Raw genomic sequence first — 20,985 nt, forward strand, 5'->3', positions numbered from 1 at the left:
CCTCAGCTCCCGTAGATGGTGCGGCCGTCGTCGGTCAGCTCCTTGGCGAGACGGCGGGTCAGGTGCAGCCCCTCCAGGACGAACTCGATGCCGGACGCCGCCTGCCCGGGGCTGGGCGCGTCGCCCAGCCCGAGCCGGTCCAGCACCTTGGCCAGCCCCGGCACCGTCCCGATCTGCCCGAGCAGCTCGTCGGCGCTGACCAGGTCACCGGTCTGGATGATGGCGCCCTCGGCGACCACGTCGGTGAAACCGGACAGGTCGAGACCGGCGAGCCGGGCCCGGAACGTCTCGGCGGTGGCGACCCGCAGCAGGTGGCCGAGGATCTCGGTCTCCCGGCCCTCCTCGCCGCTCTCGAACTCGACCTTGCCGCGCAGCGTGGCGGTGACCGAGACGGCGTCGCAGATCCGGGCGACCGCCTCGCGTTCGCCGCGCAGCCCGGCCCGGCGCAGTGCGGACGCCGCCACGGTCTCGGCGGCGGCGATCGCGAACCGGGCCGACACGCCGGATCGCGCGTCCACCGACGGCGACTCGCGGACCGCCCGGGTGTAGCGGGCCAGCACGTCGACGAGGTGGTCGGGCAGGGACGCGACGAGCGCCGCCTCCTGCCGGATCAGGGCGGTCTCCAGCTCCAGGTCGACCGGGTAGTGGGTGCGGATCTCCGCGCCGAACCGGTCCTTGAGCGGGGTGATGATGCGGCCTCGGTTGGTGTAGTCCTCCGGGTTGGCCGACGCCACCAGCAGCAGGTCGAGCGGCAGCCGGAGCTGGTAGCCGCGGACTTGGATGTCGCGCTCCTCCAGCACGTTGAGCAGCGACACCTGGATCCGCTCGGCCAGGTCGGGCAGCTCGTTGACGGCGAAGATGCCCCGGTTGGTGCGCGGCACGAGGCCGAAGTGGATGGTCTCCGGGTCGCCCAGGGCGCGGCCCTCGGCCACCTTGATCGGGTCGACGTCGCCGATCAGGTCGCCGACGCTGGTGTCCGGGGTGGCGAGCTTCTCGCCATACCGCTCGGAGCGGTGCAGCCAGGCGACCGGCAGGAGGTCGCCGGTCTCGGCGGCCAGCCGGCGGGAAGCGGGGGTGACCGGATGGTACGGATGCTCGTGCAGCTCGGAGCCGGCGATGTAGGGCGTCCACTCGTCGAGCAGGCCCACGAGGGCCCGGATGAGGCGGGTCTTGCCCTGGCCGCGCTCGCCGAGCAGGACCATGTCGTGCCCGGCGAGCAGCGCGCGCTCGACCTCGGGCAGGACGGTGTCGTCATAGCCGACGATGCCGGGGAAGCGTGGCTCGCCGGAACGCAGCCGGGCCAGCAGGTTGTCGCGGAGCTCTTCTTTCACCGGACGGAACTGGTGGCCGGTGGCACGCAGCTCGCCCACGGTGCGGGGCAGGTCGGCGGGTTCGGCGGGTGAGGTCACCGCACGAACGCTACTCCGGCGATATGACGACATCGACTGTGCGCGCCGACACATCCAGGCGCGCGGGATTGGCTCTGGTCACCCTCGGCTGCCGCGCGGCACGCTCGGTCGCATGACGCAGATTCTTCGGTACGCGGCCTTCACCCTCGATCCGGCCGGAGGCAACCCGGCCGGGGTGGTCCTGGACGCGAGCACGCTCAGTGACGCCCGGATGCTCCAGATCGCTGCCGAGGTGGGTTATTCGGAGACGGCGTTCCTGACCGCGGCCGACGGCGACCGCTACCGGGTGCGGTATTTCAGCCCGCTCGTCGAGGTGCCGTTCTGCGGGCACGCCACGGTGGCGACCGCGGTGGCGCTCGGCCCCGGCGAGCACGTCTTCACGACCAACGCGGGCGACGTGCCGGTGTCCGTCGACGAGGCCGGGGTGGCGACCCTGAGCAGCGTCCGGCCGCGGGTCGGCGACCTGGGCGCGGCCGATCTGGCGGCGCTGCTCACGGCGTTGCGCTGGGACGCCGGCGACCTCGATCCGGCGCTGCCGCCGCGCGTGGCGTACGCCGGGGCGTACCACCCGATTCTGGCCGTGACCAGCCGGAAGCGCCTCGCCGAGCTGGACTACGACGTGCCGGCGCTGACCGCGCTGATGACCGCGCGCGGCTGGACGACGGTGCAGCTGGTGTTCCGCGAATCCGCGGAGACGTTCGACGTGCGTGACCCGTTCCCGGTCGGCGGGGTGTACGAGGACCCGGCCACCGGCGCGGCGGCCGCTGCCCTCGGTGGCTATCTGCGGGAGCTGGAGCTGGTTCCGGCCGGGGCCGAGCTGCTGCTGCGGCAGGGCGACGACATGGGCCGGCCGAGCCGCGTCACCGTGCGCCTGGTTCCCGGGAACGAGGCGGTCCTGGTGAGCGGCCCGGCCGTCCCGATCAGCTGATCCGCAGGCCGGCGCCGGAGACGCCGACCACGGTTCCGGACGGGTACCGCAGGGTGTGGTCACGGTCGGTGGAGATCAGCACGAGGCCGATCCGGTGCCCGGCCGCGAACACGTGGTCGGTGGTCTGGAGGTCCCAGCGGAAGGTGTAGGTCTTCCCGGCCCTGATCGGTGTGGTGTGTGCCGGCGAGATCCGGTTCCGCACATCGATCCAGCCACGGGTGACGATCTCGTAAGGGGTCGTCGCCGTCACGTACTCCCGTTTGGCGAAGCACCCGGGATCGCCCTCGATGCCCGGCCCGATGCACTCCAGCTCGGCGAGCGTCCGGGTGCGGACGAACCGCTCCGCCTCCCCGTAGTCGACCAGCAGCGCGGTCAGGTAGGGGCTGTCGCCGTCCAGCGAGGCCCGGACCGTGACCTCCGGGGTGCCGGTGAGCCGGGTCTCCTTCGCGAGGGGCTCGGTCAGGTAGGCGATCCGGTTCGGGTCGGCGCTGTCCGGCGCGGCCGCCAGGTCCTCGGCGGTCCGTGCCGTGTTGTCGGTGAAGGTCTGCGGTTCACCCGTCCCGAAATGGAACGAGGTGGGCCGCAGCGGCCAGGTCCGCGAGGTCACCCAGTGGTTCGGCGCGGTCTCGACGTCGGCGACCGGCTCCCGCATGATCCCGGTGTCGATCTTGTAGAGCCACTGGTCGAACCACCGGTGCAGGGTGGTCAGCCACTCGGTGCGCCGGATGTTGAACGGGTCGGTGTGCGCGGCCTGGTGCAGCCAGATCTTGCGGGGCACGTTCCGCTTCGACAGCGCGTCCCACCACTGGCCGGCCTGCCCGGTCCGGACGTTGAAGTCGTGCAGCCCGTGCACCAGCAGCACGCTGGCCCGCACCTTGTGCACGTCACGCAGATAGTCCCGCTCGGCCCAGTAGGCGCTGTAGTCCCCGGTCTCCCGGTCCTGCGCCTCTTCGATATGCGCCATCACATCGGCGCAGACCTCGGGATTCTCCCTGGTCAGGACGGCCTTGGCCAGCACGTCGGTGTCCTCGCCCTGGAATCCGCCGGGCGCCACCACCCCACCGTTGCTGCGGTAGTAGTCGTACCAGCTGGAGATCGCGGCGATCGGCACGATCGTCTCCAGGCCGCGTACGCCGGTGGCGGCGACCGCGTTCGGCAGGGTGCCGTTGTAGGAGACGCCGATCATCCCGGTCCGGCCGGTGGTCCAGCCCGCCGTCACCGGGGCGCCGGCCGCGTCGAAGCCCGGTGCCCGGCCGTTCAGCCAGTCGATCACGGCCTTCATGCCGAGCGTCTCGTTGCGCCCGCCCGAGGTGGGGCAGCCGGTCGAGCCGCCGCTGCCGAGGCTGTCGGCGAACACCACGGCGTAGCCGCGCGGAACGAAGTAGTTGTCCAGATAGCCGGCGAAGGTGATGGTCTCCGCCCGGTTCGCGTCGATCGACCGCTGGGACAGGCTGCCGTCGCGGTCGATGTCGTCGTGGTTGGGCACGTCGTTGAGGCCCGCGTAGTACGGGCTCGGCTGGAAGATCACCGGCACCTTGGCACTGGTGGCGGGCCGGATGATCCGCACGGCGACCCGGTCCGGTTGCCCGTCCGAGTCGCTGTCGACCGGGGCCTGCACCCAAACCTGTTCCCGGATCGCGGTGGCGTAGTCGTGGACCGGTTGGGTGCCGGTCGCGGCGTGGGCCGGGGTCGCGGCGATGACCGCCGACCCGGCGAGAACGACGAGGAGCGTGAGGCTCCTGGCAAGCAGTCGCATCGGCACACCGTATCGCCATCCGTCGATTTCCAGGAGGGCCTAGAATCGTGCCTGATGAGCGCCACAATGATCGCCCGCGACCTCGCCGCGGGACACGGGGACCGCACCCTCTTCGAAGCACTCGACCTCGTGGTCGCACCCGGCGACGTGATCGGACTGGTCGGCGTCAACGGGGCGGGCAAGACCACGCTCCTTCGTACCCTCGCGGGTTTGATCGCCACCGAGAGCGGAAGCGTCTCGCTCAGCCCGCCCACCGCCAACGTCGGATATCTGCCGCAGGAGCGGGAACGGCGCGCCGGCGAGACCGTGCGCGAGTTCCTCGGCCGGCGCACCGGGGTGACCGCCGCGCACGCGGCGATGGACGCCGCCGCCGAAGAGCTCGCCGAAGGAAAGCCCGGCGCCGACGACCGGTACTCGGCCGCCCTCGAACGCTGGCTCGACCTGGGCGGCGCCGACCTCGATGACCGGATCGCCGAGACCGACCTGGGTTTCGCCACGGACCTGCCGATGACCGCCCTCTCCGGCGGCCAGGCGGCCCGCGCCGGCATGGCGTCGCTGCTGCTCAGCCGCTATGACGTCTACCTGCTCGACGAGCCGACCAACGACCTCGACCTGGACGGCCTGGCCCGCCTCGAATCGTTCGTCGCCGGGCTGCGCGCCGGTGTCGTCGTGGTCAGCCACGACCGCGAGTTCCTCACCCGGACCGTCACCAAGGTCCTCGAACTCGACCTCGCCCAGCGGCAGGTCCGCCTCTACGGTGGCGGCTACGCCTCCTACCTCGAAGAACGCGAACGGGCCCGGCAGCACGCCCGTGACCAGTACGAGGAGTACTCCGACAAGAAGGAGGACCTGCTCGAACGCGCCCGCACCCAGCGCGCCTGGATGGACAAGGGAGTGCGCAACGCCCGCCGCAAGGCCACCGACAACGACAAGCACGTGAAGGCGTTCCGCGGCGAGACCAGCGAGAAGCAGGCGGCCAAGGCCCGCCAGACGGAACGCCTCATCGAACGGCTCGAGGTGGTCGAGGAACCCCGCAAGGAGTGGGAGCTGCGCATGGAGATCGCCGCGGCGCCACGCGCGGGCGCCGTCGTGGCCACCCTTCGCGATGCCATCGTACGGCGGGGAGCGTTCGCCCTCGGCCCGGTCACACTCCAGATCGACTGGGCCGACCGGGTCGCCATCACCGGCGCGAACGGCTCCGGCAAGTCCACACTGCTGGCCGCCATGCTGGGCCGCATCCCGCTCGACTCCGGCGACCGTCACCTCGGCCCCGGCGTGGTGATCGGCGAGGTCGACCAGGCCCGCGGCCTGTTCCTCGGCGACGAGCCCTTGGCGGCCGCGTTCGGTGCGGCCGTCCCCACCTGGCCGGACGCCGACGTCCGCACCCTTCTCGCCAAATTCGGCCTACGGTCGGCACACGTGCTCCGCCCCGCCGCCACCCTCTCCCCCGGCGAACGCACCCGGGCCGCACTGGCCCTGCTCCAGGCGCGCGGCGTGAACCTGCTGGTGCTCGACGAGCCCACCAACCATTTGGACCTGCCTGCCATCGAACAGCTGGAGTCGGCGCTGGCCTCCTACACCGGCACCCTGCTGCTGGTCACCCACGACCGCCGCATGCTGGAGGCGGTCGCCACAAACCGCCACATCGAGGTAGCCGACGGAAAGGTGACCGCCTGACGCGCGCTCCCACCGCAGCGCCCCTCCCTTGCTCCAGGTTCCCGCGCGCCCCGCACCCTCCGGGTTCTTGTGCGCCCACACTCTGGATTCCCGCACGCCGCCACGCCCTGAATCCCGCCAGCCCCCACACTCAGGTTTCCCGCACGCCCCCGCACTCTGGAAACCCGCCAGCCCCCGCACTCTGGATTCTTGCGCGGCCCCACGCACAGGAAACCCGCCAGCCCCCACGCACAGGAAACCCGCCAGCCCCCACGCACAGGAAACCCGCCAGCCCCCACGCACAGGAAACCCGCCAGCCCTCACGCACAGGAAACCCGCCAGCCCTCACGCACAGGAAACCCGCCAGCCCTCACGCACAGGAAACCCGCCAGCCCCACGCTCTGGATTCTTGCGCGGCCCCGCGCGCTTCGGACTTCTTGCGCAGCCCGCGCGCTCCTGGCTTCTACGCTTGCCCTTGCGCTCAGGGTTCCTGCACGGCCGGCGCGTTTTGATTTCTTGCGCAGCCTGCGCGCCGGATTGATCTTGTGATGCGCGATGCCTGCGGTGATCGATCGTGCCGACGCATGGCCGAATCCGTCAGCGGGTGGCGAGCCACTGCGGGGCAGGCCGACTGAATACGCTCCATCGCCGTTGATGACTACGGGCATGCCGATTGAGGGCAAGCCATCGCCATTGACAACTACGAGCATGCGGCTGAGGCCAAACCATCGCCGATGATGACTACAGGCATGCCAGTTGAGGGCGTGCCGTCACCGATGACGACTACAGCCATGCCGGCTGAGTGCATGCCATCACCGATGACGACTACAGCCATGCCGGCTGAGTGCATGCCATCACCGATGACGACTACAGCCATGCCGGCTGAGGCCACGCCATCACCAATGATGACTATGGGGGCCTGGCGTCGAGGGTTGCGGTGGATGCCGTGGTCGGGGCCTTGTCGTTGGAACGGCGAAGGCGTAGGCCGGTGTCGGCGGCCGGGATTTCCAGCGGTGCCTGTGGCCAAGGTTTTCAGCGGGGCGCCGGGGCTGACCGGCGACTCCGCTCGCGGCAGTCGGGCCTGTGTGGATCTCTTCGGCTGGCCGTGGGTGCTGACTCAGCGCGGCCGAGACAGCTCTGACAACCAGCCGGAACCTCCCAGCCAACCGCGACCCCTCCTCCAACCCGCGGCCGAGACGACTCTGACGGCCAGTTGGAACCCCTTGTCCGACTGTTGACGGTTCGGCCATCGGGTGCGACGGCGAGATCGCAGGGTGCGGCCTGCGGAGCGGTTCCGGTGTGTGCGGCGCGGGCGGCGCGGTTACGAGTATGTGGAGGGACTCGATTGCGGTGAACGGTCTGCGGCTGTCCGGTGCGCACCGCGCGGGAGGCTGCGGCCGTTCAGCGGAAACGACCGGCCGCGCGGCAGATGCAGCCGGTGCCGCCGATGCCGCAGGTGCAGCAGATACAGCCGGTGCCGCAGGTGCGGCCGATACGGCAGGTGCCGGTGCGGCGGGTGCCGGTGCGGCGGGTGCCGGTGCGGCGGGTGCCGGTGCGGCGGGTGCCGGTGCGGCGGGTGCCGGTGCGGCGGGTGCCGGTGCGGCGGGTGCCGGTGCCGCCGATGCGGCGGGTGCCATAAGGGCCGCGGGACGGCCCGGGCCAGGCGAGGTCGGTGGGGCGGCTGGGTTGTGGTGGAGGCGGCGAAGCTTTTCGGCGTGGCGGCGCTGAAGGCCGAAAGCGCGACGACGCTGTTGCATACGACGAAACTCCTCCCGCTCGGGAGAATGATTTCGCGCCTTCGTCGGGTCGCGCATCTCCGCGGTTTGCGCCCTACTGAACAGCGATCCCTGCCCCATGAGGAAATTCTTCCGCGATCCGATCGCGAGGTGTAAGCGGATGATCATGCCATCCTGAATTCATTCGGCACCTTGAAATCGCGCCACCGCAATGAATGAAATTCATGACGATGTCAGAACTACCGAGAAAGGGATCCTCCTGGCGCGATTCACCCATTTCGAGACCGCGCCGAGGGTGCATGGCGGTAAGGCCGGAAGGACAACTTCTCGTCCACACTGTCAGGCGCGCCAGTCGCCATCACGCCCGCGCCGCGGAGTCTGCGTGGACGCTCGGTTGCATCACCTCAGGTCGGTGCCAGCCGAAGGCCGTCGTCGAACTCCAGTGCGGGTTCGTCAGCCGACGGAGCGGCTCCCAGCTTCTTGAGGTATGCCACCTGTGCATCGGCTTCCAGGGCGAGCACGGCGACACCACGCGCGAACGAGACAGCGGATCTCGGGCCCGACTCATCCACGAGATCATCCCAGCATTCGCTTCGGTCGATGCCCATCCTCGATCGCCGCCGGGGAGGCCCACATCGCGTCGCAGGCGACCGGCAGGACGGACGCCATGAGTGAGTGCGGTAGACAGTCTCAGCGAGCCTCCACCGGTCACCTCGACCGGCCGGGCGGCGACCGGGCGACCGGTGAAACACGACCGGAAGGCGACGCTACCGAAGGGGCGGACTGACCGGGGCGGTCGGCTGACTGGCGGCCCGCTTCGCGTCGCGCAAGGCCGGGGCCAGGACCAGGGCCAGGACCAGGACCGGGGCCAGGACCAGGACCGGGGCCAGGACCAGGACCGGGGCCAGGACCAGGACCGGGGCCAGGACCAGGACCGGGCCGGGGCCAGGGCCAGGACCGGGGCCAGGACCGGGGCCAGGACCGGGGCCAGGGCCGGGGCCAGGGCCAGGACCGGGGCCAGGGCCAGGGCCAGGGCCAGGACCAGGACCGGGGCCAGGGCCAGGGCCAGGGCCAGGGCCAGGGCCAGGGCCAGGGCCAGGACCGGGGCCAGGGCCAGGGCCAGGACCGGGGCCAGGGCCAGGGCCAGGACCGGGGCCAGGGCCAGGACCGGGGCCAGGGCCAGGGCCAGGACCGGGGCCGGGGCCGGGGCCGGGGCCGGGGCCGGGGCCGGGGCCGGGGATGTTGTGGAAGATGTCGGCGGCCTCGCAGACGCCGCTGTTCGTGATCGTCTGCAGGAGTTCGGGGGCCGGTACGGCGACGGCGCAGATGAGTGTGGCGACGACCGTCCTGCGGACGGCGAGCGTCAGGCTGACCGCGAACGGGATGAAGAGGACCGTGTTGAGGAGGGCCTGCGCGTCGACGGAGTACGGGTCGTCTACCAGGCACGACTCGGGTCCACTCCGTTGTACTACAGCGTCCGGCCGCCGCTGACGAACAGCGCGGTCGCGGCGGCGGAATAGCTGATCAGCAGCAGGAATGTGGGCAGGAACGCCGATCCTCGGAGCCGCTTGAGCGCATACGCCAGTGCCGCGCCGGCGCCGCCCGCGAGGAGCAGCGCCGCCAGCACCACCGGCTCGGTGGCGAGACGGACGGACAGGTCAGCCAGCGGTGATGAACGGGCTGCTCAGGGGGCCCTCGTTGGCGGACCGGTCCAGGCCGCTCAGGCAGTAGGTGACCGGGCCGGCGGGGGGCTTCGGGTCCACCACCGGGGTGCCGGCACGACCGGTGGCGATCAGGGTCGCGTCCTTCTCACCCGTGCGGTAAAGGGCCCAGCTCGCGCCCCCGGAAGCCGCAGCCGTCGTCAGGGTGATCCGGCCGCCGGCGTCGCGGGTGGCCCCGGTGATGCGCGGCGCCGCGGGCGGCGATGCCGGCAGGCGCGACATGGGCGGCAGCAGGGCGGGCGCCGCGTAGTGCCTGGCGGTGTACCGGGTGACCGCGCCGAGCCGGTCGGCACGGATCTGCTTGGCGTTGTAGTGGACCTGGCCCTGGACGCCGTACCGGTCGTTGAGGGTCAGTTGTTTGTCGATCTGGGCGGGGTCGCTCCAGTCGCCCTTCTCGCCGATCCGGTAGTCGGCGATCCCGATGTAGAGCTGCACACCGGTGCCTTTGACCGTTTTCGCCCACCAGGGCAGCACCTTGGCGTAGTCGGCCTTGTCGAAGCCGATGGTCCAGTAGAGCTGCGGGACGATGTAGTCGAGCCAGCCTTCGCGCACCCATTTACGGGTGTCGGCGTAGATGGCGCTGTAGCTCTCCAGGCCCTTGGTGTCGGAGCCCTCGCCGCCGTTGCGCCAGATGCCGAACGGGCTGATCCCGAACTTGACCCACGGCTTGATCTCGGCGATCCGCTGCTTCATCTCGCGGACCAGGGTGTTGACGTTCTCCCGCCGCCAGTCGGCCCGGTTCCTGCCGTTGCCGTACTTCGCGTAGGAGGCGCCGTCGGGGAAGTCCGCGCCGCCGCCGTCGCCGGGGTACGGGTAGAAGAAGTCGTCGAAGTGGACGCCGTCGACGTCGTACTTCTGGACGGCCTCCAGCATCGCGTCCTCGACGAAGCGGCGGGCCTCCGGATTGCCCGGGTCGTAGTAGAAGCGGCCCTTGGCGCCGGCGGGATGCGCGATCCGCCACTCCGGGTGGACCACCAGCGGATGGTCGGCGGGCAGCTTGGTCAGGTCGGTGCCGGCGCCGGACGGGGCGAACTGGGTGCCCCGGTACGGGTTGAACCAGGCGTGGAACTCCAGGTTGCGGGCGTGCGCCTCGCCGACCATGAACGCCATCGGGTCCCAGCCGGGATCGCTGCCGTCCAGCTTGCCGGTCAGCCAGTTCGACCAGGGCGCGTACGCGGACGGCCAGAACGCGTCACCGCTGGGCCGGACGTGCACGAAGATCGCGTTGTGGTGTTTCGCCACGGCCAGGTCGAGCCATTTCAGGTACTCGGTTTTCACCTGGTCCTGCGGCAGTCCCGGCCGGCTCGGGAAGTCGATGTTGTAGACCGTGGTGAGCCACATGCCGCGCAGCTCACGCGGCGCGCTGACCGGCAGCGTCCCGCACCGGCCGGCCTCGACCTGTGCGGGCGCCTCGGCCGCCGCCACCGGATCCCCGGCCGGGACGCCGGGCGCCTCGTAGAAGGCGGCCCGGACCAGGCCGAGACCGACGACGGCCACCGCGAACAGGGCGGCCGCGGACAGCAGCGCCACCCACACGGGTGGCCGGCGGAGCAGGCTCACCGGACCGTCCGGTATATCTCGAGGGTGTCCTCGGCGATCCGGGACCAGCTGAACCTCTCCACGGCGCGGCGGCGGCCGGCCTTGCCCATCCGTTCGGCCAGCGCCGGGTCGTTCAGCAGCCGGGTCAGGGTGGCGGCCAGGTCGGCGACGAATCCCTCCGGGTCGACGGGCGTGCCTGTTCCGTCCTCGAGCTGCCGGATCGGCACCAGCAGGCCGGTCTCACCGTCCGCCACCACCTCGGGGATGCCGCCGGTCGCGGTGGCGACCACCGCGGTCTCGCAGGCCATCGCCTCCAGGTTGACGATGCCCATCGGTTCGTAGATCGACGGGCAGACGAACACGGTGGCGTGCGTGAGGACCTGGATGACCTCCTGTTTGGGCAGCATCTCCTGCACCCAGACCACCCCGTGGGGGTCGCGGACCGCCCGCAGTTCGCGCGCGAGGTCGGCGACCTCGGCGGCGATCTCGGGGGTGTCCGGCGCGCCGGCCAGCAGGATGATCTGCGCCTCGGCGGGCAGCTCACGGCAGGCCCGCATCAGGTACGGCAGGCCCTTCTGCCGGGTGATCCGCCCGACGAACACGACGCTCGGCCGGTCGCGGTCGATGCCCAGCCGGTCGACCACGTCGGTGCCGGAAGACGGCGAGTAGAGGTCGGTGTCGATGCCGTTGTAGACCACGTGGATGCGGTCCGGATCAACCGAGGGGTACGCCTTGAGCACGTCCCGCCGCATCCCGCCGGACACCGCGATGACGGCGTCGGCGTTCTCGATGGCGGTGCGCTCGCAGAACGAGGACAGCGCGTACCCTCCGCCGAGCTGTTCGGCCTTCCAGGGGCGCAGCGGCTCCAGGCTGTGCGTGGTGAGCACGTGCGGCACGCCGTGCAGCAGTTTGGCGGTGTGGCCGGCGAAGTTCGCGTACCAGGTGTGGCTGTGCACCACGTCGGCGCCCTCGCAGCCGGATGCCATCGCCAGGTTGACGCCCATGGTGCGCAGCGCCGCGTTGGCGCCGGACAGTTCGGCGGGTTCCGGGTAGGCGGTGACGCCCGCCTCGTCGCGCGGCCCACCGAAGCAGTGCACCCGGACGTCGGCGAGCCGGCGCAGGTCACGGGTCAGGTATTCGAGGTGGACCCCGGCGCCCCCGTAGACCTCCGGTGGGTACTCACGGGTGAGCAGGTCAGCACGCAGGCGGGTGGTGGAGTCCGTCACGAGTCGCAGCTTAGCGCCCGGATTGGACCGGGGCCGCACCCGAACGACAACCGTCCGGAGGTGCACTGGCCCGATGCCCCTCCGGTTCCCCCACCGTCTCCCGGCCTGGCAGTGCCTGCTGGCCGGCGGCCTCGCGACGGTGCTCGCCCTGCATCTGCTGGGCGTCGGCGCCGCCTGGCTGATCCCGCAGGCGGCCGGAACCGCGATTCTCTGGCGGGCCGCCCGCCGGCACCGTTGCGGCTGGTGGCTGATCGCCGCGGCCGGCACCGCGGGCCTGCTGACCTCCGCCTGGTGGACGGTCCGGGCGGCGACCGGCGCCCCGCCGCCGCACGACACCCCGATGGGCCTGTCGCTCGCCCTCCAGTACGCCCTGCACGCGGCCGGGGCCGTGCAGCTCACCCGCCGCAAACGCCCGGGATCGGCCGCCGAGTCCGGCGCCGTGGTCCTCTGCCTGGCGATGGTGGCCTGGGCGTTCATCGTCCTGCCCTACCTGGGGGAGCCCGGCTACCAGCCGATCGACAACGCCCTGGCGATCCTCGACGGGGTGCTCGACCTGGCGATCCTGGCGTCCCTGGTGCTGACCGCGCGCCGGCGGCCGCTGCTGGCCGCCGGCGGGGCCGTGCTGGTCGCCGCGCACCTGGTCTACGCGGTGGCCGGCGGCCAGGGCACGCTGCCGTTCCTGCCGGGCGGTGGGCCGCACCTCGTCATGCAGCTGTGGTGGGTGCTGACGGCGGCCGCCGCGCTGCACCCGGCGGCGGTCCAGCCGGCCGCCACCGGGGAGCGGCCCGGGCGGGCCGGGCTGATCGGCATGTACGTGGCCGTGGTGGCCGCCCCGCTGCTGCCCGCCGTCGCCAGCCCGCGCGCCGTCGTGGTGGTCCCGGCGGTACTGACGGCCGGGCTGTGTGGACTGCTGATGCTGCGGGTCGGCCTGTCCAGCCGGCTGGCCGAGCGGCGGGCCCGGCAGATCGGGGCGGCCCTGCACGAGCAGCGGGTCCTGCAACAGCGCCTGGCGTACCGGGCCGGGCACGACGCGCTGACCGGGCTCGCCAACCGGGACCTGCTGCTCGATCACCTGGGCCGGGCCGCCGCCGGGGACCGCCCGTACTCCCTGATCCTCTGTGGGCTGGACGGGTTCAAGGAGGTCAACGACACGTACGGGCACTCGGTCGGTGACACCGTGCTGCGCCAGGCGGCCGGCCGGCTGCTGCTGTTCGCCCCCGAGGTGGACCTGGTGGCCCGGCTCGGCGGCGACGAGTTCGGCCTGCTGGTGACCGGGCCGGCGGACACCGGCGAGTTGGCGGGGCGGGTGATGGCGGCGATCGCCTCGGCGCCGTTCGTGGTCGGCGAGCGGTGGATCCCGTTGACCTCCCGGGCCGGGATCGCGGACGGCGTACCGGGAAATGACGCCGTGCTGGGCGACGCGGACCTGGCCCTACGCGCCGCCAAGCAGGCGGGCGGCGCGCGGCTGGCGCGGTTCGACGAGACGCTGCGCGCCGAGCAGGGCGAGCGCGCCCGGATCGCCGCCGGCCTGCGGCAGGCGCTGGTCGACGACGGCCTGTTCATGCACTACCAGCCGGTGGTGGACACCGCGACCGGCGAAATCCAGGGGGTGGAGGCGCTGATGCGCTGGCGTTGGGGCGAGGAGACCGTCCCGCCCGGCGTGTTCATCCCGGTGGCCGAGCAGACCGGGCTGATCGGCGCGCTGGGCACCCGGGCGCTGCGGCTGGCCTGCGCCCGGGCCGCCGGATGGTACCGGGAGCACGGCCTCTACCTGACCGTGAACGTCTCCACCCACCAGTTGCGCGATCCGGGCTTCGCCGACGGGGTACGGGAGATCCTGGCGGAGACCGGGCTGCCGGCGACCGCGCTGGTGCTGGAGATCACCGAATCGGTGCTCATCGACGCCGCGGACACCGCGGTGCTCGCCACGCTGCGCGCGGACGGGGTCCGGATCGCCATCGACGACTTCGGCACCGGGTATTCGTCACTGGCGTACCTGCACACCCTGCCGGTCGACATCATCAAGATCGACCAGTCCTTCATCCGCCGCCACGAGGACCCGCCGAAGCCCCAGGACGTGAGCCTGACCAGGGCGATCCTGGAACTGGCCCGGAGCCGGGAGCTGGTCGCGGTGGCCGAGGGGGTGGAGACCCAGGTGCAGGCGGACCTGCTGCGGCGGCTGCGCTGCCCGCTCGTGCAGGGCTACCACTTCGGCCGCCCCTGTGCGGCCGAGGCGATCGACGTGCTTCTGGCGGAGGCGGCCCGGGTCCCGGCGGTCTGACCGGCAAGTCGATTGCAGGGGGAGCAAGATATTTCGAACCGCCCTTTCGGGTGGCGCGGGGGCGGCCGGAATATTAGCGTCCTTCCCATGGCTGTCAAGGTGCTTGCGATCGTCCTGGCCGGTGGTGAAGGCAAGCGCCTGATGCCCCTGACGGCGGACCGCGCCAAGCCCGGAGTGCCCTTCGGCGGCATCTACCGCATGATCGACTTCGTGTTGTCGAACCTCGCGAACGCGGGGTATCTGAAGATCGTCGTGCTGACCCAGTACAAGTCGCACTCCCTGGACCGGCACATCTCCAAGACGTGGCGGATGTCGACGCTGCTCGGCAACTACGTCACCCCGGTCCCCGCCCAGCAGCGGCTCGGCCCGCGCTGGTTCGCCGGCTCCGCGGACGCCATCTACCAGAGCCTCAACCTGATCAACGACGAGTCGCCGGACTACGTGATCGTCTTCGGCGCCGACCACATCTACCGGATGGACCCGAAGCAGATGGTCAACGACCACATCGCCTCGGGCGCCGCGGTCACCGTCGCCGGGATCCGTCAGCCGCTGTCACTCGCCGACCAGTTCGGCGTGATCGACGTCGGCGCGGACGGCAAGCGCATCCGCGCCTTCCGGGAGAAGCCGAAGGACGCGCAGGGCCTGCCCGACTCGCCCGGCGAGGTGTATGCGTCGATGGGCAACTACGTCTTCACCACCCGGGCCCTGTGCGAGGCGGTCAGCGCCGACGCGCAGAACCCGGACAGCAAGCACGACATGGGCGGCAACATCATCCCGATGCTGGTGGAGCGCGGCGAGGCCAACGTCTACGACTTCCGCGACAACGACGTGCCCGGCGCCACCGACCGGGACCGCGGCTACTGGCGCGACGTGGGGACGCTCGACTCGTTCTACGAGGCCCACACCGACCTGATCGCCACCCTGCCGATCTTCAACCTCTACAACCACGACTGGCCGATCTTCACCAACTACGGCTCCTGGCCACCGGCGAAGTTCGTGCACGGCTACGACGACCGCCAGGGCCGCGCCATCGACTCGATGATCTCGCCCGGCGTGGTGATCTCCGGCGCCCTGGTCGAACGCTCGGTGATCTCACCGAACGTCCGGGTCAACTCGTGGGCCCACGTCGACGGCGCGGTCATCATGGAGGGCGTCTCGGTGGGGCGGCGCGCGGTGATCCGCAACGCCATCATCGACAAGAACGTCGTCATCCCGGAGGGCGCCCAGATCGGCGTCGACCTCGACCGCGACCGCAAGCTCTACACGGTCAGCGACAACGGCGTGGTGGTCATCGGCAAGGGCCAGCGCGTCGAGATCTAGGCGGGCTCGTAGCGGTAGCACTGCCAGAGGCCGCTGCCGAGGCGCTCGGCCTTGAGCCGGCTGTCGTTGTTGTCCTCGATGCAGAGGGCGGTGACGTCCAGCCTCTCGCGGCACAGCCAGGTGTCGCCGTCGAGTTCCGCGACGGCCTTCCCCCGGTCGCCCTTGGCATAGGTTTCCGCACAGTACCCGGACATGTCGCTGATGCCGCCGAACGATTCCCGGCGACTGTCGAGGCAGACGCCACTCTTGGGATTTCCCTTGTCCCGCAGGACGAACTCGACCACCTTCCTCTTCTCGTCCTCGTCCTTCCGGTGATCGAATTTGCAGGCGGCGACCAGATCGATTTTCGAATCGCAGGTTCCGCCGGTGAGATCCTCGTTGAAGACCCGGGTATCGCAGCGGCCCTGGAAATCGACACCCCCGGGAATGATGATCTTGTCCGGCGTGACGACATTCACCGGCGGCCGGACGGGGGGCTTCTCGGCCACCCCGCAACCGGCGGCGCCGATCAGGGAAACTGTCAGGGCAACGCCGGACAGAACCGTTTTCACAAATCCATGTGGTCGATTCACTTTATTTGTCTCCCCTGTCGGCACCGCCGGAGCAGGCGGCTGAGCCCGGACGCCAGAATGGCCCGGCGAATCCCGCAAAGGCAACAGCAGAATGGAGAATCACCCGATCTCACGACCCCACCGGGACGATCGGGAAAAGCATTTTAAAGGACGCCGTCAAACGGTCGGCCCAGGAGGATTCGGCGGGGACGCTCCACCCCGTACCAGCAATGGTGTGGAGGGTCAGCGGCGGTCGCGCAGGGTTTGGGAAGGGGTCTCGCCGAAGCGGGTGCGGTAGGCGCCGGCGAAGCGGCCCAGGTGGGTGAAGCCGTAGCGGTAGGCGACCTCGCTGACGCTGACCTGGCCGGGGTCGGAGCGGCACAGTTCGGCGTGGACCGCGTCGAGGCGCAGGCGGCGCAGGTAGGTGAGCGGCGGCATGCCGACGTGCTGGCGGAACGACTCCTGGAGGACCCGGACGCCGACGCCGGCCAGCGCCGCCAGGTCATGGATCGTGTACGCCCGCCACGGCTCGGCGTGCATGGCGTCGAGGGCCCGTTTCACCGTGCGTGGCCGGTGCGGGCCCTGGAGGCCGGCGGGTTCCTCGCCGTAGGGGTGCTCGACGGTGAGCGCCAGGCCGCTGACCACCATGTCCCGCCAGCGGGCGGCCATCCGCGGACGGCTGGCCAGGGCGTCCGGTTCGCGCAGCTCGGTGAGCAGCAGCCGGACCATCGCCGCCCAGGTGCGGCCCGGGCCGTCGACCAGGTCGAAGGTGGCGCCCAGCGGGAGCGGGGAGATCACCCGCTGGTCGAGGGCAGCGTCCACCTCCCGTTCCAGGGCGGCCCGCTCCACCTTGACGCTGATCAGCCGGCAGGAGGCGGGCCAGTCGACCTCGATGTCGCCGGTCGGCCGGAACACCACGGCCCTGGTCGGGTCGGCCAGGACCACGGCGCCGCGATGCCGGGAGCGGAGCATGCCGGTCAGCGGGACCAGCACGTGGTACGCCGTCTCGAGCGCCGCGATCGACACCCGGATGTCGGTGCCGTAGCCGACCTCGCCGAGCGTGATCGGGCCGAGCACCACCACGTCGGCCTGGAACCGGAACCGGCCGGGGTCACCGACCGGCTCGATCCGCAGCGGTCCGTAGTACAGGCTTCGGCAGAACTCGCGGGCCTCGTCCACATCGGTGGTGCGCAGGCTGATGTGAACCGGGACGTCCGCGCCCGGCGCCGCCGGGCCCGGAGACCGACCGCCTGCCATGGCGTCCAGATTAGACCGCGACCGGCCTCCGCCCGGGAACCAGATTCGCCGGCCAGGTGACCTCGGCGACCGCGCCGCCGCGCACTTCTACCTGGGTGAGCGGGGTGTCGGCGTCCTGCCAGACCGCGTAGCGGCCCTCCGGCAGGCTGTCGATCACCACACAGAAGGTGACACCGGAGCTGACATAACGGGCCCGGACCGCGGCATGCGTACGGGCGCCGGTGTCCCCCACCGGCGACACCTCGATCTCGTGGCCGAGCAGCTGGGCCGGCGTGTGGATGATCAGCGCGCCGATCCCGTCGCCGATGTTCAGCATCACGGTGCCCTGCCCGGACGGGGCGTACGTGTGGTGGTGGTGCGGATGCCCGTGGCCGTGGCTCATGAGGGGTTTCCGAATCCGTCGAAGGGGGTGCCGAGGAAGGGGAACTTCTTGAGCAGGCCGGCGCTGGCGTCCTTGATGCTCAGGCCCTGTTCGACCAGAGCGGCCGCGGCATCCGGCTCGAAGTCGGCGTTCACCAGCGGGACGGTGACGCCGGCGATGGCGCGCAGCGAGATGGAGACGACGTCGTCGGCGACGCGGCGGCCGTTCGGGAAGCCGGCCAGGTCACCGCCGAGCAGGCCGAACTTGTTCTCCTTGGCGGCCGGTTCGATCGCCGTGTTCAGCCGCAGCATGTCGGCCTGGAGTGCGCCGGTGTTGTTCTGGAAGCCGTCGATCAGGCCGTCCGGGATACCGGTGAGCAGGATGGCCAGCAGGTCGGCGCGCGGCTCCTTGGTCTTGTTGAGCGCGGCCAGCTTGTCGAACAGGCCCGGGTAGAGCACCGGCAGGAGCGCTCCCAGCTCGGGTGTGGCGACGAACTCGGCGAACCGCTTGTCCTCGCTCGGCGGCAGGCTGTTCCACTTGTCCTTCTCCGCCATCGGCACGATGACCTCGTTGAACAGCGGGTTGCCCAGCCGGGAGACCTGCACCTGCGGGCCGACCACCACGTCGCCGTCGCCCTTGTTGCCGCGGACCTCGACCTGACGGCGGCTGGCCGACGTCCACACGCCGATGACCGCGCCGGCGTCCTTGGCCCGGACCCGCTTCTTGCCGTCCCGGCGGACCATGTGCAGCGGGATCTGGATCGCGATGCTGTGCACGTTGGTCTTGTCGGTGGCGTTGACCGCCTTGCCGGCGTAGTTGAACAGTTGCGAGCCGACCAGGTGCTTGTCCTGGAACGGGCGCAGCGTGCCCAGGTCGAAGATGGCGCCCAGGTCGACGAAGAACGCGTCGGCGCGCTGGCCGGCGAAGACCTTCTCACCGGTCTTCAGCTTGTGGACGGCGTCCTCGGCGAGCTTGTCGTAGTCCGGGATGGAGATCTTGCCGACGTTGCACGGCGGGGACTGGAGCTTGTTGGCCAGCACCGTGCTCTTGCCGTGCGCGTCCACCTTGGTGACCGAGTAGAACTGGCGGCGGTTCCAGTTCTCGTCGTCGAGCGACTTGATCTGGCCGGTGTTGTAGAGGAACGTCTTGTCGTTGCGCAGTTCGGTACGGAACCGGAACTGGTAGGTGATGTCCGGGCGGGCGTCACCGTTCGCATCGATGTGGATCTCGTACAGCACGTCGTCGCCGAACTCGAAGAAGTTCGGGCCACTGGCGGGGATCTGCAGCGGCACGTAGTTGGCGATGATCGTGACCGTGTCCGGATCGTCGGGGCTGACGAACGCGTACAGGTCGGAGCTGTCGGCGACCGGGTCCTTGCTGATCTCCGGCGCTTCGCGGTGGGAAGACATGTTCGGGGAATCTCCTGTCGAAACGGCGGAAGGTCAGCGTCCGGCGGCTTTGAGCAGGCTCTTCGCCAGGCTCTTGTCGGTGATCGTCTTGCGCTTCTCACCGGAGAAGACGTCGATCGTGCCCTTCTTCGCGTCGACCAGCGACAGGATCAGCGGCGAACCGTCGCCATTGCCGCCGCTCGAGGACTCGCCGGCGAGGCTCAGGCCGGCCACCGAGACGGCGGAGACGCCGACGCCGGTAGCGGCGAGGGCCAGGACCCGGCGACGCGACAGCCACGAGGTACGGGACTGGGCGCGGTAACGAACACGACTCATGCTTGGCCTTTCGTCGTTGGGGGCCTGACAGGCGGTGCATCGTCGACGCCCGTCAGTACGAGATCCACGAGCGGGCGGTTCAAACCTTTTTGGCGAAACAGCTCAATGGATTTCCCGGCGGCGCAGTCGGCGGACGCCGGCGCCGAGAACGACCAGGAAGATCGCCAGGAGGGCGCCGCCGATGAGCCAGTGGCCGAGTGTGCGGCGGCCGTCGGTGGGTTGCTCGGCGGTCAGGACCAGTGGGGTGGCCGACGGCTCGGCGGTCGCTTCCACCGAAGACGCTATGTCCGCTTTTTTCGTGACTTCTACGGATGGGGAGGGGGACGCCGCGGACGGCGCCGGCGACGGCGACCGGGACGGGGCCACCGCTGCCGGGAAGACCAGATCGGAGCAGGAGTAATAGGTGTCCGGGGTGCTGCTCGTCTCCCACACCACGTAGAGGATGTGCCGCCCGCTCCGCCGGGGCAGCGTCACCCGCATCCGGTACGACCCTCCGGTCAGCGGCGGATCCTTGATCTCGGTCAGCTCGGTGAGGTCGCCCCACGTCAGCTTCCGCTCCGGCGAGTAACCCGGCCGGGTGAGATAGAGACGGAACGAGCCCTCGTGCGGGATCGTCCCCCGGTAGGTGATCGGAAGCTTCTGCCCCGAGCGCACCGCCGTCGACGGGAAGTCGTCGCGGGCCAGATCGAGCCCGCGGTAGGCGTCGATCCCGCCGCTGCACAGCTTCCCGTCCGGCACCCGCTCACGGTCGTCGTCCACGTTCGCGAGCCGCAGGTTGTCGTACGCCCCGAGGAACCCGTCGGTGGCCTTGAGCGCGGCCTTGCAGGCCGGCGCGCCGCGTTTCGTCCCGTTCCCGGCGCACGCGGCGCTACGGCTGATCGGCGTGATGGGCGACCCGTGCGCCAGCGCGGGCGCCGGCACGAACGGCACGGACGCGACGGTGAGCAGGCCGGCGAGGGCGAGACGGCGGACGAACATCAGATCTCCCGGGTACGGCTGGGACGGTGCCACCCGGGAGTACGGCTTTCGGGCACTGCTCGTTCAGCGGTGATCGACCTGTGATTGCATGGCCGAGTCCGGTAAGAGATCTGGAGGATTCATGAGCAAGCCCGACGTCGGCCCCGTCCCCGACGCCCCCGCCACCGAACTGGTGATCGAGGACATCGTCGAGGGCACCGGCCCGGAGGCGGAGCCCGGCGCGTTCGTCAGCGTCCACTACGTGGGTGTCGCGCAGTCCACGGGCAAGGAGTTCGACGCCTCCTGGAACCGCGGTGAGCCGTTCGGCTTCCGGGTCGGTGGCCAGCAGGTCATCGCCGGCTGGGACCAGGGTGTGGCCGGCATGAAGGTGGGCGGCCGCCGTCGCCTGGTGATCCCGCCGCACCTGGGTTACGGGGCGAACGGCGCGGGCGGCGTGATCAAGCCGAACGAGACCCTCGTCTTCCTGGTGGACCTGCTCCAGGTCCACTGACCGGCCCCGACCGCCGGCGACCGCCTCCTCGGTGGCCGCCGGCGGTCGTGGT

Annotated in this window: 18 protein-coding genes; 6 read left to right on the forward strand and 12 right to left on the reverse strand. The window is 70.8% G+C overall.

Annotated elements, in window-relative coordinates; translation table 11 throughout:
* Nucleotides 1-2: 2 nt before the first annotated feature.
* Nucleotides 3-1,409 (reverse strand): sigma 54-interacting transcriptional regulator, encoded by a 1,407-nt coding sequence (locus IEZ13_RS07735; RefSeq protein WP_229794538.1) that lies wholly within the window; start codon nucleotides 1,407-1,409, stop codon nucleotides 3-5.
* Nucleotides 1,410-1,521: 112 nt separating this feature from the next.
* Between IEZ13_RS07735 and IEZ13_RS07740 the strand changes: the two genes are divergently transcribed.
* Complete coding sequence (locus tag IEZ13_RS07740) at nucleotides 1,522-2,337, forward strand: PhzF family phenazine biosynthesis protein (protein ID WP_183219041.1); 816 nt, start codon at nucleotides 1,522-1,524, stop codon at nucleotides 2,335-2,337.
* Here IEZ13_RS07740 and IEZ13_RS07745 read toward each other — a convergent pair.
* Entirely contained in the window at nucleotides 2,330-4,093 is a 1,764-nt protein-coding gene (locus IEZ13_RS07745; protein ID WP_183219042.1) for a Xaa-Pro dipeptidyl-peptidase, read from the reverse strand. The two genes, IEZ13_RS07740 and IEZ13_RS07745, sit on opposite strands and share 8 nt — an antisense overlap.
* A gap of 54 nt (nucleotides 4,094-4,147) precedes the next feature.
* Here IEZ13_RS07745 and IEZ13_RS07750 point away from each other — a divergent pair, with 54 nt between their 5' ends.
* On the forward strand, nucleotides 4,148-5,770 hold the full coding sequence (locus tag IEZ13_RS07750; protein ID WP_183219043.1) for an ABC-F family ATP-binding cassette domain-containing protein: 1,623 nt from the start codon (nucleotides 4,148-4,150) through the stop codon (nucleotides 5,768-5,770).
* A gap of 1,435 nt (nucleotides 5,771-7,205) precedes the next feature.
* On the forward strand, nucleotides 7,206-7,388 hold the full coding sequence (locus IEZ13_RS07755) for a hypothetical protein (protein ID WP_189285731.1): 183 nt from the start codon (nucleotides 7,206-7,208) through the stop codon (nucleotides 7,386-7,388).
* Nucleotides 7,389-7,889: 501 nt separating this feature from the next.
* On the opposite strand, the gene IEZ13_RS07760 is transcribed toward IEZ13_RS07755, so the two are convergent.
* From IEZ13_RS07760 to glgA, 4 genes are all read right to left on the reverse strand, one after another.
* Complete coding sequence (locus IEZ13_RS07760) at nucleotides 7,890-8,093, reverse strand: hypothetical protein (protein ID WP_183219045.1); 204 nt, start codon at nucleotides 8,091-8,093, stop codon at nucleotides 7,890-7,892.
* Nucleotides 8,094-8,953: 860 nt separating this feature from the next.
* Nucleotides 8,954-9,112, reverse strand: a complete 159-nt coding sequence (locus IEZ13_RS07765; protein WP_183219046.1) for a hypothetical protein — start codon at nucleotides 9,110-9,112, stop codon at nucleotides 8,954-8,956.
* Between the two features lie 31 nt (nucleotides 9,113-9,143).
* Nucleotides 9,144-10,766 (reverse strand): glycoside hydrolase family 10-like protein, encoded by a 1,623-nt coding sequence (locus tag IEZ13_RS07770; protein ID WP_183219047.1) that lies wholly within the window; start codon nucleotides 10,764-10,766, stop codon nucleotides 9,144-9,146.
* Nucleotides 10,763-11,971: a glycogen synthase gene (gene glgA, locus IEZ13_RS07775; RefSeq protein WP_229794539.1), complete on the reverse strand. Its 1,209-nt coding sequence runs from the start codon at nucleotides 11,969-11,971 to the stop codon at nucleotides 10,763-10,765. The genes IEZ13_RS07770 and glgA overlap by 4 nt, the downstream gene beginning before the upstream one ends.
* Nucleotides 11,972-12,044: 73 nt before the next feature.
* Here glgA and IEZ13_RS07780 point away from each other — a divergent pair, with 73 nt between their 5' ends.
* Both IEZ13_RS07780 and glgC read left to right on the forward strand, forming a co-directional pair.
* The gene (locus IEZ13_RS07780) at nucleotides 12,045-14,252 is read left to right on the forward strand and encodes a putative bifunctional diguanylate cyclase/phosphodiesterase (protein WP_183219048.1); all 2,208 of its coding nucleotides are present in this window, start codon (nucleotides 12,045-12,047) and stop codon (nucleotides 14,250-14,252) included.
* A gap of 87 nt (nucleotides 14,253-14,339) precedes the next feature.
* Nucleotides 14,340-15,572: a glucose-1-phosphate adenylyltransferase gene (glgC, locus tag IEZ13_RS07785; protein ID WP_183219049.1), complete on the forward strand. Its 1,233-nt coding sequence runs from the start codon at nucleotides 14,340-14,342 to the stop codon at nucleotides 15,570-15,572.
* Here the strand turns inward: glgC and IEZ13_RS07790 are convergent.
* The 6 genes from IEZ13_RS07790 to IEZ13_RS07815 form a co-directional block, all read right to left on the reverse strand.
* The gene (locus tag IEZ13_RS07790) at nucleotides 15,569-16,123 is read right to left on the reverse strand and encodes a hypothetical protein (protein ID WP_183219050.1); all 555 of its coding nucleotides are present in this window, start codon (nucleotides 16,121-16,123) and stop codon (nucleotides 15,569-15,571) included. The genes glgC and IEZ13_RS07790 overlap by 4 nt on opposite strands.
* 243 nt (nucleotides 16,124-16,366) lie before the next feature.
* On the reverse strand, nucleotides 16,367-17,380 hold the full coding sequence (locus tag IEZ13_RS07795) for an AraC family transcriptional regulator (protein ID WP_183219051.1): 1,014 nt from the start codon (nucleotides 17,378-17,380) through the stop codon (nucleotides 16,367-16,369).
* Between the two features lie 10 nt (nucleotides 17,381-17,390).
* Complete coding sequence (locus tag IEZ13_RS07800; RefSeq protein WP_183219052.1) at nucleotides 17,391-17,762, reverse strand: phospholipase; 372 nt, start codon at nucleotides 17,760-17,762, stop codon at nucleotides 17,391-17,393.
* Nucleotides 17,759-19,150, reverse strand: coding sequence for a DUF4331 domain-containing protein (locus tag IEZ13_RS07805; protein ID WP_183219053.1), 1,392 nt, complete (start codon nucleotides 19,148-19,150; stop codon nucleotides 17,759-17,761). Before IEZ13_RS07805 ends, IEZ13_RS07800 begins: the two co-directional genes overlap by 4 nt.
* Nucleotides 19,151-19,183: 33 nt before the next feature.
* Nucleotides 19,184-19,465: a hypothetical protein gene (locus IEZ13_RS07810; RefSeq protein ID WP_183219054.1), complete on the reverse strand. Its 282-nt coding sequence runs from the start codon at nucleotides 19,463-19,465 to the stop codon at nucleotides 19,184-19,186.
* Nucleotides 19,466-19,567: 102 nt separating this feature from the next.
* The gene (locus IEZ13_RS07815; RefSeq protein WP_183219055.1) at nucleotides 19,568-20,443 is read right to left on the reverse strand and encodes a lytic polysaccharide monooxygenase; all 876 of its coding nucleotides are present in this window, start codon (nucleotides 20,441-20,443) and stop codon (nucleotides 19,568-19,570) included.
* Nucleotides 20,444-20,564: 121 nt separating this feature from the next.
* On the opposite strand from IEZ13_RS07815, the gene IEZ13_RS07820 reads away from it, so the two are divergent.
* Complete coding sequence (locus IEZ13_RS07820) at nucleotides 20,565-20,933, forward strand: FKBP-type peptidyl-prolyl cis-trans isomerase (protein WP_183219056.1); 369 nt, start codon at nucleotides 20,565-20,567, stop codon at nucleotides 20,931-20,933.
* Nucleotides 20,934-20,985: the final 52 nt, after the last annotated feature.

The organism is Actinoplanes campanulatus (assembly GCF_014647795.1).
GTDB lineage: Bacteria > Actinomycetota > Actinomycetes > Mycobacteriales > Micromonosporaceae > Actinoplanes > Actinoplanes campanulatus.

Coding starts and splice junctions, on each gene's coding strand:
- IEZ13_RS07740 (WP_183219041.1), top strand. CDS start 1,522: ATGACGCAGATTCTTCGGTACGCGGCCTTCACCCTCGATCCGGCCGGA.
- IEZ13_RS07745 (WP_183219042.1), bottom strand. CDS start 4,093: ATGCGACTGCTTGCCAGGAGCCTCACGCTCCTCGTCGTTCTCGCCGGG.
- IEZ13_RS07750 (WP_183219043.1), top strand. CDS start 4,148: ATGAGCGCCACAATGATCGCCCGCGACCTCGCCGCGGGACACGGGGAC.
- IEZ13_RS07760 (WP_183219045.1), bottom strand. CDS start 8,093: ATGGGCATCGACCGAAGCGAATGCTGGGATGATCTCGTGGATGAGTCG.
- IEZ13_RS07780 (WP_183219048.1), top strand. CDS start 12,045: ATGCCCCTCCGGTTCCCCCACCGTCTCCCGGCCTGGCAGTGCCTGCTG.
- glgC (WP_183219049.1), top strand. CDS start 14,340: ATGGCTGTCAAGGTGCTTGCGATCGTCCTGGCCGGTGGTGAAGGCAAG.
- IEZ13_RS07795 (WP_183219051.1), bottom strand. CDS start 17,380: ATGGCAGGCGGTCGGTCTCCGGGCCCGGCGGCGCCGGGCGCGGACGTC.
- IEZ13_RS07800 (WP_183219052.1), bottom strand. CDS start 17,762: ATGAGCCACGGCCACGGGCATCCGCACCACCACCACACGTACGCCCCG.
- IEZ13_RS07805 (WP_183219053.1), bottom strand. CDS start 19,150: ATGTCTTCCCACCGCGAAGCGCCGGAGATCAGCAAGGACCCGGTCGCC.
- IEZ13_RS07810 (WP_183219054.1), bottom strand. CDS start 19,465: ATGAGTCGTGTTCGTTACCGCGCCCAGTCCCGTACCTCGTGGCTGTCG.
- IEZ13_RS07815 (WP_183219055.1), bottom strand. CDS start 20,443: ATGTTCGTCCGCCGTCTCGCCCTCGCCGGCCTGCTCACCGTCGCGTCC.
- IEZ13_RS07820 (WP_183219056.1), top strand. CDS start 20,565: ATGAGCAAGCCCGACGTCGGCCCCGTCCCCGACGCCCCCGCCACCGAA.